The sequence below is a fragment of the Psychrobacter sp. CX21 genome (assembly GCF_057396255.1).
In genome coordinates, this window is sequence record NZ_JBXYJG010000006.1 from 102,494 (window position 1) to 120,627 (window position 18,134).

Annotated in this window: 12 protein-coding genes and 1 tRNA gene; all 13 read right to left on the minus strand. The window is 40.4% G+C overall.

All coding sequences use genetic code 11. From position 1 onward, the window contains the following. Positions 1-82: 82 nt before the first annotated feature. Positions 83-4,687 (minus strand): pilus assembly protein, encoded by a 4,605-nt coding sequence (locus AC2SLP_RS05410; RefSeq protein ID WP_486535619.1) that lies wholly within the window; start codon positions 4,685-4,687, stop codon positions 83-85. A gap of 143 nt (positions 4,688-4,830) precedes the next feature. Beyond that, entirely contained in the window at positions 4,831-5,673 is an 843-nt protein-coding gene (locus tag AC2SLP_RS05415; RefSeq protein WP_486535620.1) for a hypothetical protein, read from the minus strand. Next, entirely contained in the window at positions 5,670-6,686 is a 1,017-nt protein-coding gene (locus tag AC2SLP_RS05420) for a PilW family protein (RefSeq protein WP_486535621.1), read from the minus strand. The genes AC2SLP_RS05415 and AC2SLP_RS05420 overlap by 4 nt, the downstream gene beginning before the upstream one ends. Further along, complete coding sequence (gene pilV / locus AC2SLP_RS05425; RefSeq protein WP_486535622.1) at positions 6,686-7,255, minus strand: type IV pilus modification protein PilV; 570 nt, start codon at positions 7,253-7,255, stop codon at positions 6,686-6,688. Before pilV ends, AC2SLP_RS05420 begins: the two co-directional genes overlap by 1 nt. A gap of 326 nt (positions 7,256-7,581) precedes the next feature. Beyond that, positions 7,582-8,094 (minus strand): pilus assembly FimT family protein, encoded by a 513-nt coding sequence (locus AC2SLP_RS05430; protein ID WP_486535624.1) that lies wholly within the window; start codon positions 8,092-8,094, stop codon positions 7,582-7,584. Positions 8,095-8,298: 204 nt separating this feature from the next. Continuing rightward, a complete protein-coding gene (locus tag AC2SLP_RS05435; protein ID WP_486535625.1) occupies positions 8,299-8,721 on the minus strand; it encodes a type IV pilin protein in 423 nt (140 codons plus the stop codon). A gap of 281 nt (positions 8,722-9,002) precedes the next feature. Further along, positions 9,003-10,076 carry a ComF family protein gene (locus AC2SLP_RS05440; protein ID WP_486535626.1) on the minus strand — a complete coding sequence of 358 codons (1,074 nt, stop codon included), beginning with the start codon at positions 10,074-10,076 and terminating at the stop codon, positions 9,003-9,005. Positions 10,077-10,096: 20 nt separating this feature from the next. Continuing rightward, positions 10,097-11,422, minus strand: coding sequence for a phospholipase A (locus AC2SLP_RS05445; RefSeq protein WP_486535627.1), 1,326 nt, complete (start codon positions 11,420-11,422; stop codon positions 10,097-10,099). A 182-nt stretch (positions 11,423-11,604) separates the two neighbouring features. Further along, positions 11,605-14,184, minus strand: a complete 2,580-nt coding sequence (locus tag AC2SLP_RS05450) for a protein-disulfide reductase DsbD family protein (protein ID WP_486535628.1) — start codon at positions 14,182-14,184, stop codon at positions 11,605-11,607. 290 nt (positions 14,185-14,474) lie between these two features. After that, complete coding sequence (gene gspG / locus AC2SLP_RS05455; RefSeq protein ID WP_486535629.1) at positions 14,475-14,921, minus strand: type II secretion system major pseudopilin GspG; 447 nt, start codon at positions 14,919-14,921, stop codon at positions 14,475-14,477. Positions 14,922-15,126: 205 nt separating this feature from the next. Then, positions 15,127-16,326, minus strand: coding sequence for a type II secretion system inner membrane protein GspF (gspF, locus tag AC2SLP_RS05460; RefSeq protein WP_486535630.1), 1,200 nt, complete (start codon positions 16,324-16,326; stop codon positions 15,127-15,129). Between the two features lie 219 nt (positions 16,327-16,545). Next, entirely contained in the window at positions 16,546-17,589 is a 1,044-nt protein-coding gene (locus AC2SLP_RS05465) for a hypothetical protein (RefSeq protein ID WP_486535631.1), read from the minus strand. A gap of 444 nt (positions 17,590-18,033) precedes the next feature. After that, positions 18,034-18,109: transfer RNA gene (locus AC2SLP_RS05470), tRNA-His, on the minus strand. Positions 18,110-18,134: the final 25 nt, after the last annotated feature.

Here is an 18,134-nt window from a genome sequence, read left to right on the forward strand (position 1 = left end):
TTTCGTAGTTCGCTGACTATACCACCGCATAAAGTTAAGGCACATAATGCCAAAACGTTATGAGGGTATAGATTCTAAGGTGTTATTGATTGACGGTTGGGCCTTCTTTTTTACGCTCGATTTTTGATTGTAAATCAAACCAAGCCAAGGGCTTAAGTGAGCCTTTGAACGAGAAGCTAGATTTTACCTCAGGGGCCCCGTCACTATTTAGTTCAGTAAACACATTGGTCTGCGTATCTTGACCGATTAAACTGCGCGACATGGTGTCCTCACTTCCTACTTCAAAGCCTGTACCAAATGAGGGAATCATAATCCCTTTACCCGCTCTAAAGCGCTGGTACTGATTGCTACTGCTGCCGCTAATATTACAAATACCGTAAGGTAAGCAGTATTGATGAATTTCAGTGGTTCCTAATACTTCAGGTAGACACGCGTTTTGAGTGTTTTTAAGTCCGTCATTTGGATTGTACGCAGAGACATACAATCTATTAGCGATAGCCGCTAATGGCCCCATGGCTTTGATACTGTCTGTGGTAATACCAATATTACTTTGGCTAGAGCCACTTCCGTACTGAGTAAGCGGCGACATCCAACCATCGTGGTCTTGATACGCGCTGCCAGTTGAACTTGATGAGTTATAAGCTCCGTTAGGCTTATAGTTTAAGACCAGACCATCTAGTGACTGGACACCTAAGGCTAAGTTGGGTTTACTTGCCGTAATGGTACTGCTCAAACTATAGCTGTCTTTAAACACGCCTGATTGAGCCACATCTTTATCATACAGCGTATATAACGTATCTACATGATTTGATAGGTTTTGCGCCAATGGATTACTTCTGTCTCCCGAGGCCACACTAACGGTCGCAAACTTAGTCCCTTTACGATTGGTTTGTATGGTCACCGTCGGTGCTTCATAAAATCTTAGGCCTGGCTGGTTAGCATTAGCATTCAAATCTGCAATACGCTGCACTCTGACTCGAGAAGCCGTCTTGGCATCAGACACTTTATTGTTAATGTCCATTCTAAATACCTGACCATTTAAATCTGCAAAATAGATATGATCGGTAAGTTCATCCGCGTCCCTATCCAATACTTTGACGCCACCAGGAATACTATATTTCATATGGCTATTTAACGCCGCTATGGTGTTGGTTCCCGTAACGAATTTATCATCCGCATTATTGGCGGTTGTATCCCCTGCATTCTCACCTGTATTGCTGGCCGATATCAACAGATCGCCCGTCGTCGCATCAACGATATAAATAGCATTACCAAGTGTTTGCTGATTGGTAAAGGTACCAGAGCCTGACTCATCAATTCTTTGTTGGTCGGTCTTGTCGTATTCGGTATCATAGCCACCTGATAATACCACTACCAACTTTGGAGCACCCTGCCAGCGAATTTTGGTAACCACTGGCTTCGCCCACGTATAACCCAAACGGTTAAAGTCGCATGTATTGGTAATCGTAAACAGCTGTTCGGGGGCTTTATCTTGATCAATATCTGTTAAATCCAAACCGTAGTATGCTTGAGCACCTAACCTTGCACCACCATACGCATAAATCTTATCTGCTTTTAATTTTTTGTCTTTGGCTTTATACGAGGTGTATACTGCCCAAGGGCCATCTACACCAAAACTTGGAGTGTTATCTTCTAATGTACCCGTCAGCTCTGAGGTAATGCCTTTGTATTGACCTTTATTGGTCAGGACTTCTCTTGGGAAGAAGGAGAATACCTCTTCACCATTAGAGTTGTCGACGATATGCAGCGCATTGTCCATCGCTCCAAATAATACATACTCTTTTTCTGGAGTATAAACGCCATCTTCACCAATACTGGCGGAAGATACAAACGAGACTGGGGTTGAATGAATGACTGCGCCCATCACTTTTTCAGCGGTTTCACCATCTGCGCTGTTTAATATGTCTACATTCTTTGTTGCATTGGGGTCGTAATCCTTAATTGGATAACCCATATAGTTTAATAAAAGGCGCTGTGTAACGACATCTCTACTATCGAGCGCCTCACTTAATGATGAGAACAACTTCACCTTATTAATACTTTCGCTACCCACATCGCGAAGCGGGCTAATTTTGTTAAGCGGCCCTTTATCTGCACGGCTTAGATAGATTGTTCTAGCACTTGCAGAGTCTTGGCTACTGGCAGGTTTGATATTTTCATACACGCCGCCTGCCTGATCTGTAGACCGGTATGATTCGTTCGCCCAATAGTCTATTGATGTCGCTGCGAGAATGGTATTAGCCGCCGCGACCCCAGAGCCATTTGAAAACGGACCTGAACCAGACTGACCTTGGTATCCTGTTGCCGTGGACTTATACTTACGTAAATTTCCAATCCACTGTGACTTACCCGATCCTGGATTTGGCGCGACCAGTGGCAAATACCCATAACTCATTAGCTCGCCAGGACGTAAGCTGTTGCCTGGAACGGCGATGGGCGCACTGGGTACGAGTCCAAACTGCGTCGATTCATCCCCGCCTAACGCATTAATTTGTGTCTTTATCTGATTGGCAAATTGCTTAATGCTAGCCGCATCCGTATTGGTAGTGGTCTGATTGAAGCCGCCGCCGCCGTAATCACTAGATCCTAATTTGCATGAGTTTTTGAGGCTATTTTTGCGATTATTATCTAGAGGCCCACCTGTTATTAAGGCCGCAGACCCACTCACATTACAGGTATCGGGATCAACGCTAACATCAAGGGGAGTAATTAAATGAACGCCTGTTTGAATAGCGCGAGAGCTTGGATTGTTTGAAGAGTTTAAGCGCCTAGAATACGCGCCCATACAGCCCCAATAAGAAATAGAGCTGCCATTATCCAAACCACTGGTCTGACATGCATATTTGTACTGAGGATCGCCAGTAAGCCTATCAACCACCCCATACTGAATCAGTTTGTCTTGCTCAGTGGCATTATCTTCCTCAGGGTATAAGCCCAAAGACTTATTCATCTCATTGCGTGGCGGTAATGCAGCTGAGCTTGGAATACCCGCAGTTAGAAAAAATATCCCAGCATTTTGAACAATTGAAACTTCTTCTGTTGCTCGGTTATCAGGATTAGACTGATAGGGATTTACGCCCGTTGGGGCGTTATAATTTGGGGTACATATTCGATAGTTGGGCTGATCATATTTATAACTTTGAAATCTTCTCACCTCTGGTGGTAAGTTACGAATACCCGAACTTGAAAAGTTATTATTTAAAGTAGGCGGCAGGGCATAATAATTGCCAAGATATCCTGCTTTATAATAATAACGCCAACCATTATAAGGGTTTAAAATAGCGTCGTAGAAATAATTCTCATCAACACCATCGCTCGTAATATCGATACCATCTATACCAGCAGGTCGGGTATTGCCCCAATTCACTTCTGGATACTCTTGCGCGTTATTTCTGTTAACCGTTACCCAATCTTCTTCATTACACATAAAGCGATATGACGAATAAATGTAATTCACCATTTCGGCTTTATCAAAGGCACAATACTGCCATTCTGTTTTGAACGCTTGCCAATTAAAGCGGGTACGGTATTTACGATACAATAATTCAGGCACTAAAGCTGACTTAGGCTCCACCGTTGCATCATAATAATAGGTGAAACCATCAGGTGCGCCCCAACTTCTATCATTTGGGGTACTGTCCTCTGTTTTTCTATTTATAAATGCTTTATCTTCTTTAAAATGATAGTCTCTTAAATTAAGCGTTACCGGACTTATTTTGCTTCTATCATATACGGTATCGATTGGCCAAGGCTTCCTCCCTCTCCAAATGATGTCGTAGAGATTCTTACCTTCATCCGCTAACTTTTGAATTTCAGCTGCGGATGCCGCATTATCGCTATCATCTTCTAATCCTGAAGCCCAGTTCCAACTCGCTACATTATCTTCATCTATTTCTACCCATCCTGACTCACCATTATTCAGCGTTTCAGGGCACTCCAATCTTGCATGGGCAACTTTTACTTTACCCGATGCATCTTTGTTCTCATAAATATTTAACTGGCGGTTTTCTGGAGGACAATATTCCCAGTCATCATCGTCTTTTCTTAATTCTCGGGTAAAAATTTGAACATCAGGATAATCATCTAGCGTATCAGAATCACTAGTATCTAGACTCAGTTTGCTGGTGGTAGTGCCCATCATATACGCCCCTGCTTCTGCATATGCAGGTGCCATAGGGCTAAGGGTTGGCGTACTGCCCAATTGCTCAACAAACTGTATGATCTTATTACGATGCGCAGATCCTATAGGGCCGATACGACCTACAGGTACAAAGATACCTGCCGTAATACCATCTCCGCTTAGGCCTTTATTTTGAATAGACGAGCTTGGGTAGACGCCCAGACCGATTAAGGTATTTTCATCAATTCTATCTGCACTGGTATCCGTCATGAGATGCTTGATGGTTTCGATCATTTTTTCTTTACGTTTGTTAAACTCGCCAACCGTGACTTGACCATCGACCGAACTCATGTCTAACATTAATAATGCAGCATTCCCTGATGGTAAGCTTTGTTCACCTGAATTTGAGCCGATTTCACCTGTCGGCAGCCCGCCTTTATAAATTTCCAAATCACCTTGACTAGCAGCTTGCGACGTAACACTAGGTACAGCAGCTAGCGATGCAGCTACTGCAAGTGTTAAGGGCAGAACTTTAAAATTATTCATGTATCTTGGGCCTTTTGGTACCTAGTCTTTTTATTAACGCTGTCATTGTTTACGCCGAAGTCTATTATTCACGCCAAACTCTAATAGTTGAAATAATAATTGTATATTTTAATTAAATATTAATTTAACCTATTTTAATATTATTATTCGTAACCGTTTTGATAACTAAAATCTTGAATCTGTATATTTTTGGGTACATTTGTATCATTTAAGCATTTAATTTGATTATTCTCAGCACTGTCACCAGCCAGATTACCTACTGCAAGCTTAAGACAATCGTTAACATCTAGCTTACTATCGGCCATGGCAGGTAATACAGAAGTTACAGCAGCTCGAATTTGAATATTATTAGCTCCGTTATAGCTAGCAGGATCACCACCCTCTTTCACCCCGCTAAATGGAGGAATTTCAACACCATCTTCTAACTCTGATTCGGCTGACTTTCGATATAGCGACACTTGCGTTGCTACGGTTTCTCTTTGGCTAGTATAAGATTCAGAATTGTTTAAATTACAGTATTTATCGGTATTTATGGTTCTACCGTCTAACATAATACGGTGCTCACTGGTACCCGCGTATAATGCATTACGTTCTGTGGGTTCATAACACAAAACATACTCTGACAGCTTTTGTTCCCCTTCAAGCTGCATAAATCTTATCGGTGCTAGATCCTCAGCAGTAAGCTTCTCAAGCTCATCCTTATTCTCAGAGATTCTTTTTAATTTAACTAAAGGCACATCAGAGGATTGAAATAATAACTGATTGACTTGGGCAGTCGTGGTTAAGCCAAGCGACGTTCTAGAGCTGGTAATCATTATTGTTGCCGCTATCGCTAATAGCAGCACGATCATTAACACCACAACCAAAGCCACACCTTGTTGCTGGGTTTGATTCAAGTAATCATTAGAATGCGTTTTGGCTGAGCCGTCCAATGGCATTTTAGATGGCGCTTTATATAAAGCCCTTAATGATGACGTACGCCTCATAACTCACTCCTACTATTACGCAGACTAATCACGCTTTCGTATACTCGGCGAATATAGTTTTGTCCATTCTCAATAGTGAAACCTTTGCCATTAACAATAAATGTGTTTTTTGTATCACCACTCACTGTATTATTCCCGCGCGTTATAACCCCCATTTGAATAGCAACTATGGCAGCATCGACGTCGTAGTTGTTATTGGTTTTTTTCATGTAGTCTGACACAGGTATATACACAAGCCCCTCTGGGGACAATACGCCAAATCTGATACCAAAATAATCGACACGATTGACTAATATTGTGCCTGCATCACCAAAGCCGGTAATCGTTATAGAGTCTGTGGTTATATTCTCAGGATTAAAACCATCATTTATACTGTAACGACCTGCATCACACGCTAAGACGATAGCCAAATTGTTTGTGGAGGTTTCTCCTAGATTCAACTGATTGTCCAATCGCGTAAAGAACCGCTCAATCACCATTTCGTTTTGTTCATATGCGTTGCCTTCACAATCGACACCATCGTAAGGCGCCTGATATTGAATAGTCAGCTGATCACTATTTATCGCTGGGGATACATTGCTATATCCTGTATTAGCTTTGGTACTTGGACTTTGGGTCAATAAGCTGTCATCAATAGTTATGCCGCGCATATTACCAGTCAATAGTGCTTCATTATTTTTGTTTGTTACATTAGAGTTTATCGACCCTGTGAGTACCACGCCTGACCAAGGTGTTTCTTGCATCATCGGTGTCGGCGCGCCAAGGTTTGCCTTAGCGATCTCTTTTTTCATATAGTTTAAATTGAAAATAGCCGCTTCTTGAACATCAGAGGCCGACGATTGAATGCGCTGATTATTAATACTTCCTGTAAATAATTGGAAGGCGGCGGCAACGACAATAAGGCCGATTAACAAAGCAATAATAAGCTCAATAAGGGTAAACCCATGTTGCGACTTTATATTATATGCAGGTTGAGTTAAGCCATGGTGATTAGAAGTATGATGCGTACCCATCAATAAGCCTCCATGTATATACAATCGGCTTTAGGTAAATAAACTCCTTGCGCGTCCAAACAGGCTTGAGCACCTTCGTCTGTTGCGGTGTCGCTATCCTCGTTTGAGATAGCTAATATAGGGCTTGTGCCATTCCATGCTGCAATAAAACACTTGGTGCTACCTTTAGATGCGGTGCCTGGACAAGTAATCATTCCAAGCCTAATGCCATTTGCATCTGCTTGCTCTTGCAATACGGCAACATCGTTTTTAGCCGTTTGCAGCGCATCACAAGGGCTTGATGCCGTACATTCGACAGCTGATATTGATCCCACATTGTTAATGAGCTTTTGATATTCTTCTAGTACGGTGCTATTCGTACTATTTACTCTAATACGCTCTGTAAGATTACCCAGGATCAATTGTGCCTCTGTACGCGTAAGAGATTCATCTGTAGATTCGACCGAGCGTGCTTGAAGGGCAGTATACCCTAACGCTGCAACTGCTAATAACAATAAGGCGACCAGTACTTCAACAAGACCAACGCCTTGTTGACTGATGTGAGCATTGCCCTGTACAGCTGACATCATGTGAGACTTCCTTATCTTTAACAATAAAACCACTTTAACCGGTTTATTATTTTCAGTTTCTTATTTATATTCATAAAGCTTATAGCCACCCTATGCTCAATACTCATAGCTTATTGTAAATATTAAATCTAGAACGTGTCTTCAATTGGATTATGTGGCTAAAAATGAGATAAATTTCTTGTCAAACAAGGATAATTTCGCAGATAATAAAGATATATTAGCTTGAAATTAGACTCAATTTGGCGAAAATATAGCCATTTTTAGTCCATAAATTTAAAAGCTCCAAATGAAGATACGCTTTAATAATGGATTGAATATCATAGCGGCTACTCGCATGATAGGTTTAATATATTATTAGTCGATGAAGACATCTTACCAGAACCATATTTAGCAACACCGCGAGCATTTATCCAAACACTATAACCGCCTACTTCACTACCTTGTGCATCACAGACTCTAAAGTAGTTATCGCCACCTTCAATCGACCCATTAGGATAAACCGTCAATTCACTATCAGCGCTGCTGGTAATCTTTACTCTGTCTTCAAGCTGTTGCTGCGCGGTAACTTTATTCCCTACAACTACCTCAAAACTTTGATTAGAACTATCTATCTTTAAGGTTATGGGACGGTTTGCTAATGCAGCGCTCGATCGAGCTTCATTAAATATCGAAACAATCTGCATACCCGCTTTTTGAGTTCTTTTTTGCGCTATTTGATTACTAAAACTTGGTATGGCTATTGAGGCGATGATGGCAAGTAAAGCAAGGGTAATCATCAGTTCAATGAGTGTAAACCCTATCTGAGTATTTAATACCATTTTGACTGGTTTAATTGACATCTTTACCTCTTAGAGTACGACGTTAAACCCTCACTGAGTACTTTTTATCGATGACTGAACAATAATGAGTGAGCCCTTATTACTTTTAAATTTTTACTTTTCAACTATTACTTTTAAATTATTGCTAAACACTTATTACAAATCACCGCTCACTTAGTACGTCTTACTTAAGTCTCGAAGTTTATAATACGCAAATGCATAAACTTAGCGCCATTCATCATTAAACCCACATGAATTTTTATGACATTTTTTGCCCGTATGATCGATGCTTAAAACGCCATCATTTGCCATTCTTGTTCCGGCTATGGGCTTAGCCGTTAATACCCATTCACCCGTTTCAAGATTATCAATGGACAAGTCATATTGAGCTTTGTCTGTATAAGGATAGGTAGTGCGATTGTTATTGACGGTAGTAAAGGTTAACTCTTGGTATCGACCTAATGCAATTTTTTTCGATTCAATAGTGGCTGCTATATTCTGTAGCTCACCCATCATATCGGTACGCTGAGTTTTAATGACATAATTCTGATAATTTGGATAGGCAATTAACGCCAATATACCTAATATGGCAACCACAATCATCATTTCGACAAGTGTAAATCCACGATGAGTATTCGGCTGCTGCATTGACCCTACGTTCCTATAAAAATAATGTCTAAACTCAAATAAATCAAAAAAACTAATAATAAAAATCTTACTTGCAATAAAAATTATCAATATAGACCTGTTGAATAAAAATCACTAACTAATTAACGATCAAGCTTTTAAAGTAGTCTTTAATCATGGTAGCAAGCTCAGATTAAGAATAATAAAAGCTAATTGATTAACTCTTATTTACCATTATAAAACATTAAGTTTAATTTAATAACTTAATAATAACTAATTTATACTATAAATACACTTTTATTTTAACAGGTCAAAGTATATGCCTGTAAATTTGAGCGATTATCATGTCTCATTAGGGTCGCCGCCAACTCGGACAATGTGGTGCCTGTCGTCGTGACATCGTCAAAAATTAATAGGTTTTTTACTGGAGGTTCTTCATTGAGTCTAAAGGCATGATGAATATTTTGCTTACGTTCCTGTCTTTCTAACCCTTGCTGACGCACTGTATCATCAACCCGGCTCATACCATCCCACAAAGGTATACCCCAATGTTTTGATAAATGATAGGCAAGGATTTGGGTAGGATCAAAGCCGCGATCACGCAATCGGCTAGGGGTTGTAGGTACCGAGATTATGAGGCTATTTTCGTTGTAACATCCTTTGGGACGTGGCAATTGTCTTAGCGCATGTACCAATACAGGTAACGCACTCAACTCTTCTTTATATTTAAACGCAATCATCGCAGCCCGCACAAAGCCACGGTGCAACGCAGCTGATTGTATACTTAATGTGGCTGGGTTAAAACTTTCAGAAGTAGACAAGTTTGAAAGATTGTCGCTGTGATCGTCTTTAAGATCGTCATTGAGATTGTCATTGGATTTGTCATTGCGCTCGGACTTGGGAATGCGATTGATCTCTTGTTTATGATTGAGATTCTCACGTGTAACCGATTGATGACTGTCTTGCAGGTCAATCGGTATCGTTGCTACATCTGGCAACCACGCTATGTCATCATGACAATTTTGACACAATAAAGTTGCAGGGCGCCTCCAGATTTTTGAAGTAGTGTCTTTGATGATAGTGTCGCTGAGGACAGTTTTATTAGAAAAATGGTTATTGAGGGGAATGTCTATCAGAGTATGGTTGTTAGAGGTGATATGAGTATCAGCAATGTCATTAGAAACGGCTTTATTTGTATTCAAAGCATTTGGGGTTAAGATATTTGATTTTGAAGCTAAAGTAATAGAGTTTAAAAAACGTGAGTTTATGCTATGTGGAGTGATGACATCCGCATCGTTAATTAAACAAACGCAGCATCTTTTTTGTATGAACTCTACCCGCCATAATCCTAGATGATAGTAGGCGGGTGTGAACATTTGGCGTAATGAAGTAAAAATTATAGACCTTTCCAGTCATTCAAAGAAATACCAATACCCACGGCGGTTGTCTCTTCATTGTAGTCAATGATGGACTCACCATACCCATGAAATATTTGTACAAATCCATGAATATCATTGGCAAGTGGACGAGAATAGCCGAGTTGAATGGCTCCATTCTCATCATCAAAGTTATAACGACCTGTTGCCGTTATCGTTTCACCATCCCCTATATTGTATAGTGCGCTAATTTCACCGTGTCCATAGTAATCAACAATATCTGGATTATCACTTGGATCTGAGTCTGAATCATTTTTTATATGCGCCCAGACTTTGGGTATCACACTGAGTTTTCCCCATTCAGCACCACTCATGAGATATACACGGTTCCATGAGCGTGACCATGGATCAGACTGACCATTAGAATGATGAATAACACCAGCACCTAACATACGCAAGCGGCCGTTGAAAGGTAAATTGGCTTTGACAGGCTGTGTTATAAATACTTCTGGCATATAGTCTGTCGCGCGAAACGGGCGAGAGTTGTCTTCATTGTAAACCTGCCAATACATTTGCTGAGTATACCCAAACCATACATCTGCACTGGTATCAAATATATCTTCTGCAATTTTAGTTTTTAGCGATATTTGTGCTTTTAACTCTAGTGAATCATCATATTGTTTGCCGTATTCTTCAAACTCTTCATCTGTTGGGCTTTGTGTTGGCGTCGTAGGCGTACGATTTGGATCATAATGCACAAAAGCAGGCAATAAATAATTAGGTCTATAAGGTCTAATCGTCCAATTGCCAAGCTCACTATTTTTGTCTAAATCATAGGCCAAACTCAGCGGCGTATACGGCTCCAAATCATCAATCGTTAAGCCCACAGCTGAAAGTGCTTCATTGCCTGAAGCCGTTGGTGCACCTGCATCTGTCGATGTTGCATCTTGCGTATATTGTGCACTATCAGCATACTGGGCATCGTCAGCATACACAGCCGTTGGTTTTAAATCACTGATACTGGCTTTCACAGATTCAGCCAAATCTAAAGCTTGCTTACCTCGCCCTCGTGTGGTCACATCTCCCATGATTGCTTTGTCATAACATGCCAGTCTAGCGGCTTCCAGCTTTAGGTTAGTACATTGATAAAACGCATCGGTGCTAAGTGGCGTCATCTTTGGAGTATCTTCGGTTTCAGCAGCTTGGATTGAAGACATAAAAATAACTGGTGACAAACACACCGCCGCAATCGGCCCAGTTATAGATCTAGTAATAAGCCTAGTAAGTGGCTTTAATTTTGAAGACTCAAAGCCTGAATTAGACGCCATGGGCTGTTTTAAAGACATGCCTATTCCTAATGAAATTTATAAAATTAAGGATATGTTAAATATCGTATTTGATAATAGACTCTATTATAGATTAATTAGTCTCATAAATAATCATTTTTTTAGAAGTCATGAAGTCATAGAGGATATTTTACTTAAATAACAACAAACATTTTAATAAACACTCTACCAAAGCGCTTAAACTATAAACGGCGTAGCGTTTGTTCAAACTCCTCACGCCCAACCTCAGCCACTTGTTGTTCTTTAAGCTCTCCATCAACGATATACATTAAAGCAGGGGGGCCAAACAAACGCAGCTCAGATAGCACGCGTGCAGACTCGTCATTGGTTTCAGTAATGTCTAATCTGACAAACTGCCACTCTTTCATCAATGCAGGTCTATTCGTAAACAATGTTTTGTCCATGATCCGGCATTCTATACACCAATCAGCAGTGACATCAACCAACACCTTGGGATATTGTTCGACAACTTTGATGAGTTCATCAATTGAAGTGATATGAATATCCGAATTATAGTTTAATTCTACACTTGGGACAGATCCTACTTCTGAACTCACTGAAGCTTGATTGATAGCGGTATTAATAGGAGCTCCTGTAGAACTTGAAGGGGTAGATGTATTTTGGTCAAACTCTGTTACTGGCTGGGCTGCTTCAATAAATACACCTGAAACAGTTGATGGCTTATAAGCTGTTTGTACATTAGTTGCAGTAAATACCCGCAAAGGTTGCCAGACATCACTACTGCCTGCAGCAGCACCGACCATCAATAACGTTGCCCATATACCCATCAATATTCCCAATGTTCTTGTAATAATAATACCGCGGCCAACCCAATACCAGGCCCATACGGCCACCACCACAAACCACACGGCCCATAGCATTAACATAACTGGTGACATTAATACTCGCTCGATAAGCAATAAGGCCACAGCGAACAGTAAAAGTGCAAACCCTTGTTTTACCCAGTTCATCCACGCGCCAGCTTTGGGCATTAACTTACTTTGACTAGCACCGAGCACCATGAGAGGCGCAGATAATCCAAATCCAAGCATAAATAACGCTGCAAAACCCAATAGCGGATTGCCGATGGTAGATACAGCCAACAAGGCGCCAAATAAAGGCGCAGACACACAAGGAGATACCACTAAAGCTGACAACAAACCTGCAACAAAGCTACCTGCGGTGCTTCCTAAATACTTGTCACCTGTCTGGCTGATGGCATGAGTCCGCTTACGAATGGCATTAGGAACGGGTACTTTAATGACATCAAGCATATATAAGGCGAGTAGAACAAATATGGCAGCAAAAGCTAATAGGATAGTCGGGTTTTGCAACCAGCCTATAATACCTAACTGCTCACCAAATACTGCGATAATCGCTCCCAAAATACCATAAGCAACTGAAACGCCTAACGCATAACTACCACTTAATATCAGGCCTCTTTTTGGAGTTGGGGTGTGCTGACGCGCCACAATATTGCTCACAATAGGCAGCATGGGTAACACACAGGGTGTGAATGCCAATCCTAAGCCTGCTAAGAACAAAAGGAGTAAAGCCAACCAAGGATGCTTAGCTAAACCAAAAGGATCTTGATTGACTACGTTTTCACCGCCAAATAATGATCCTTCATTTGTTGTTGAAAGCTTGGCACTTTGGTTGTTGCTTTGAGCGTCAACCGTTGAATTGGTCGTGATATTATTTGCAACGTTCGTATTATTCGTATCCCCTAAAATAGTGTCAGCTGTACTGTTATCAAAATTATAAGGACTATCAATATTTTCACCTTGCGCAGTATCAACAGATGACTCATTAACAGCAGAGTCATCTTCAATGCCAACGCTATTGTATGGTATAGATGACTTATTGATCGGGTCGCTAGCTACAATATCGGTATTTTGAGTTAAGTTTGCTTGGGCCTTATTATCTGCTGCAGTTTGGGCAGACGCCGCTGTGGCAGAAGATGACTTTGAAGACGCTGAACTTGGAGCAGTTGATTTTGAGTTACTAGTGGACTCAGAAGCAAGTGTTGTCGAGGAGGTTTGCGACGATGACGCTGAGGTCGATGCTGGAATTGACGCTGGAATTGATGATGAGTTTGATGCTGGAGTTGATGTCAGGTTCGAAGGTGCAGCAGCTTTTAAATTAATCTTTACTGATTGGTTTTGCGGTGGATAACACAGCCCAGCATCCGCACAGCCTTGCCACTTCAAGGTAATATTTTGTTTTATAGCTGAGGAAGTGTTGTTCGTTAATGAGGCCGTCGCAGTCACCAAAGGCTGTTTAAATACAGCAACTTTGCCAAACGTAGGGTCATCGACGGTCGTTGAAGGCTGTGAGAACTTAAATGCAGATGCGGTCACACCATCAGGTAGCTTTAATGCAAGCTTGTCTTTATATACGTAGTGTCCAGGTGTGATATTAAGATTAACTAAAACCTTATCACCTTGCTGCACTGCACTCACATCAAAGGCATCTTTTACATTCAAAAAATCACTTTGAGCAGATTGTGCTGAATCACTTCCAAAAAGATCGCCCAAGCTGGCAGCGTGAGCAGGCGATGAATCGATAATATGAGGCGCTGTAAATAAGGCAATAGCACAGGACGCTATAATACCGGTACGCTGTAAACGCGATACTGTACCTTGATTTTTTACAAGCTGGCGATTATCACTCACCGTGAATTTATCAGCATCTGTATTGTCTGATGCTCTATTAAAGTTATTATTATCAGATTTGCGATAAACCTTATTGAAATCTCTCATCACATCAACTTATCTTAAAATTTATACAAACGGATATTATTGTATTTAGGCAATTATTAAATTTGGATATCAATGACGTGAACCTTATTAAAAAGGTCCCGATTAGAAGTTATCGAATAGCAGGTATCGATTATATTGAATACACCTGCTATGTCATAAGCAATAGGGAATTATAGATAACTAATTAACAATAAATCATCAATAATGTACCAAAAACGCATAGCCACTACCATCGATATAAAGGGGCCTAAAACAGGGGTTAACAGTTATAGGATTAAAGGCAATAAACATTATGGCTTGGCATAAATGTCCGCGTTCACCCCTTCCCCTCCTTGCTTACCATCTGCCCCTAACGAGAATAAATCATAAACTCGTCCTTCTGAACCAGGTGAGACATATTGAAGATCATTGTCCCAAGCATCGGTTGGATAGTCACCTTTAATGTACCCACCTTCAGGATAATTCTTAGCATCCTCAGGCGGCGTGATGAGCGCCTCCAAACCTTGAGCAGTCGTCGGATATTTTGAGTTATCCACTCGATATGAATCCAAAGAGTTCGATACGGTAGCTAATATGGTTTTAGTAGTCCCTATACGTGCTTTATCACTTTGGCCCACGACTCTAGGGACAACAATGCCCGCGAGGATAACTAAGATAACAATGACGACCATAATTTCAATAAGGGTAAAGCCAGATTGAGACTTGGTGGGTAACATGTATTGATTGCTTCGCTTCATAATGTCTTCTTTAAAATATGTATTAGATTTAATATGTAGAATATATATAGTGTTAATAAAGTTAAATATAATAATTTATTGATTAAATAAAGTCATTTAAAGTCTTTTTTAAGCCAAACCAATTTAATCAAATCAATCAGGCTTAACCAATTGCTTAAACCAATCTATCCTAATCAATCAAGCTAAACCAATCCAGCTTAATACCTTAAGCTAAATCATTCATATTAACGATAGGCAACATAACTGCCATAACAATTATTAGGACGACTACCCCCATAAACACTAGCATTAATGGGGTAATCAGAGCCAGCAAAGTGCTAATATAATTAGTAGCCTCCGCTTCTTGCATATCCGCAGCCCGACCTAACATGTTTTCAAGCTCTCCCGAATTTTCTCCACTTTTAATCATTTGAATCATCATGGGAGGGAAATAAGGCGACTTCTCTAATTGACTCGAAAGACTTGCGCCTTCTGTCACTTTTATAGCTGCCAGATTTATCGTATCTGTAATATAAGTATTAGTGGTGACAGCCGCGCTGATTTGCAAGGCTTCAATCAAAGGCACACCCGATCGCACAAGGATGGATAAGGTGCTGCCAAATCGAGCCGCATTAAGACTTTTTGTCAACCGTGCTAATACTGGTAGCTTTAGTACAAGCCTGTCAATACCCCGCTGCCCTGTCTCAGTTCTAGCAAAACGAAGTATCAATAACGCTACTACGGCACCGACGATGGCGATAAGCCACCACCACTGTGTAATCGTATTTGATAACCCCATCACCACTTGCGTAATCAAAGGCAGTGCTTGTTCAGATTGTTCAAATACTTTAACAATCTTTGGTACCACGAAGCTCATCAGCCCAATAACCACAACAAGTGAAATGACCATTAATATTAAAGGATAAATCATAGCTACTTTAATCTTATTTTGCAGGGCAAAACGATTTTCGGTGTATTCGGCCAATTGCTTTAATATCAAATCCAAATGACCTGAGCGCTCGCCAGCTGCTACTGTCGCGACATATAGCGTTGGAAAATTAGACACACGTTCCAATGCTTCAGCCAACCCATACCCTTCTAACACAAAAGAACGAACAGACAAGATGACAGACTTCACATGAGGCTTTTCTGATTGCTTCGCCACTGATCCTAACGCTTCTTCAAGGGGAATAGCAGCTGCTAAAAGAACCGATAACTGCCGAGTTACTAATGCAAGCTCATACGCTGAAAGCTTTTTTTGATGACGCACTTTATCATTAGTAACTGTCTGCACCGCATCCACTTCTATCGGCAATAGTGACTGCGTTCTAAGCTCTTGGCGAACTTGACGTGAGGAGTCTCCTTGCATTACCCCTTTCTTAATTTTTCCAGCAGTGTCTAGGGCTTTGTAGTGATATGCTGGCATAATGCGCTCTTTATGGATCTAACTGAATCTTATGCAGTTATAAGATAAATGTATTAATATGAAAATAGCGGTTATAAAATAGCCGATATACAATGGTAGTCATAAAACATGTATTATAAAACAGGTGTTATAAAATAGAGGTTGTAAAATGCCTTATAGAACGCCCATCATAATCTGTTCATCCTACAAAATGATTAATTTTTAGAAGCTTTTGGCGGTTTATTTATCACCAGTAGTACCCGGGAAGATTTTGTCTTCGATCATATCTGGCATATCAGGCATGAGTCCATTATTTAATAGCATGTCTAAATGTGTTATTTGCTGCTTTTTATCAAACTCATTCACTTCTGCAATTAATAGCTTTTCAGCATATTTATCAATCTTGTAACTGCTTAACCGCGCGCATAGTACGGCCAACTGATATATACGTCGCTTACAGTGCACGTCTACACCTTGTAATAATCGAACCATTTTTGGGGTTTCTAAAGAGACGTAATCATAATCTGCTACTGTCTTCTCAGGCAATGGCGTCACGCCGTATGCAATAGATAAATGGGCTAAATAATAACAGCAAAATAAATACCCCATAACGTGACCAATATAATAAGCTCGATCATACGTATAGCTCATTACCCCAAAATGTCCCATTACATAACTGGTCAAACTGCCCTGATCAGCTATGGTAAGAGTATCTCGCAAACGGCCAACAGTAGGCAGCTTTAAATGATTCTTACTGGCGGATGTAAGTTGCCATCCGACTGGTTTTTGCGCGGGCATATGTCGAACGATATCTACAATAAAATCATCCACAACATGGATTTGCTGCCAAGTCAGCTCAAGCTTATCTAAGTCTAAGATACCGCGCTGGTCTAGAACACGTACCATCTGATACTGCTCATATTCATCAAATTGCGGTTTTAAAATTTGAACCATGTACGTGGGTCTAATCGACGTATGCGCGGTGTAAAAAAACTCATTGCGCTGCTGTTGTCGTCGATATAATGCTGCTCGCTCCTCAGCAATAACCAAAAGATCTTTACTATTCGCTGTCGTATATAGTTTTAAAGGCTCCGTACGATACAAATCTATCAACTGCTCTTTGGTGTTAGGCTTTCTAGGCGTTTGTTTGGTCGCAGAGTCTGTTTCATGCTCGGTTTCACCTTGAGATTTAGCATCCATAGAATTTTCACCAGCAGAATCATTTGACTGTTTGTTCGCTAATTTTGTATTGGTAGCAGTTACGGTAACGGAAGGTCGTGCCATAATATTAGCTCTTACATATCGTCTTTAAATTTAATAAATTGCGTCATAAAATCTATTTCATAATACCATTAATGATAACAGGTACACAGAGGTTTAAAAGAGGTGATTCTAAGTTGAAAGCTTTATGGCTCTTTTTATGGCAATTCATCATATTTTTGTTGTGTATAAAAAATTGAACCAGTGGGGAAGCTCAGATATCTATTATCCAATAGCAGAGATTAATATAGGGGCTGTATAAATGAATTTAATATGAGCGTTTGAGGTTTAACAATATTATAGAGGTTATAGGGATTGTCAGCAGTATTTTAATAGCTATATCGTTACTATCTATACATTAATATAGACTTATATTGAGAAACAATAGACCAAAAAAAAACCAATCGTAGCATAGGCTAGATTAGTATAAAAAAGTCAATAAATATAGGATAAATACTATTTAAAATATGGGGCGAATGACGGGACTTGAACCCGCGACAACCGAGATCACAACCCGGGGCTCTACCAACTGAGCTACATCCGCCATAATAGATGTATTGCTGTTATAA

Coding starts and splice junctions, on each gene's coding strand:
- AC2SLP_RS05410 (WP_486535619.1), bottom strand. CDS start 4,687: ATGAATAATTTTAAAGTTCTGCCCTTAACACTTGCAGTAGCTGCATCG.
- AC2SLP_RS05415 (WP_486535620.1), bottom strand. CDS start 5,673: ATGAGGCGTACGTCATCATTAAGGGCTTTATATAAAGCGCCATCTAAA.
- AC2SLP_RS05420 (WP_486535621.1), bottom strand. CDS start 6,686: ATGGGTACGCATCATACTTCTAATCACCATGGCTTAACTCAACCTGCA.
- pilV (WP_486535622.1), bottom strand. CDS start 7,255: ATGATGTCAGCTGTACAGGGCAATGCTCACATCAGTCAACAAGGCGTT.
- AC2SLP_RS05430 (WP_486535624.1), bottom strand. CDS start 8,094: ATGTCAATTAAACCAGTCAAAATGGTATTAAATACTCAGATAGGGTTT.
- AC2SLP_RS05435 (WP_486535625.1), bottom strand. CDS start 8,721: ATGCAGCAGCCGAATACTCATCGTGGATTTACACTTGTCGAAATGATG.
- AC2SLP_RS05440 (WP_486535626.1), bottom strand. CDS start 10,076: ATGTTCACACCCGCCTACTATCATCTAGGATTATGGCGGGTAGAGTTC.
- AC2SLP_RS05445 (WP_486535627.1), bottom strand. CDS start 11,422: ATGTCTTTAAAACAGCCCATGGCGTCTAATTCAGGCTTTGAGTCTTCA.
- AC2SLP_RS05450 (WP_486535628.1), bottom strand. CDS start 14,184: ATGAGAGATTTCAATAAGGTTTATCGCAAATCTGATAATAATAACTTT.
- gspG (WP_486535629.1), bottom strand. CDS start 14,921: ATGAAGCGAAGCAATCAATACATGTTACCCACCAAGTCTCAATCTGGC.
- gspF (WP_486535630.1), bottom strand. CDS start 16,326: ATGCCAGCATATCACTACAAAGCCCTAGACACTGCTGGAAAAATTAAG.
- AC2SLP_RS05465 (WP_486535631.1), bottom strand. CDS start 17,589: ATGGCACGACCTTCCGTTACCGTAACTGCTACCAATACAAAATTAGCG.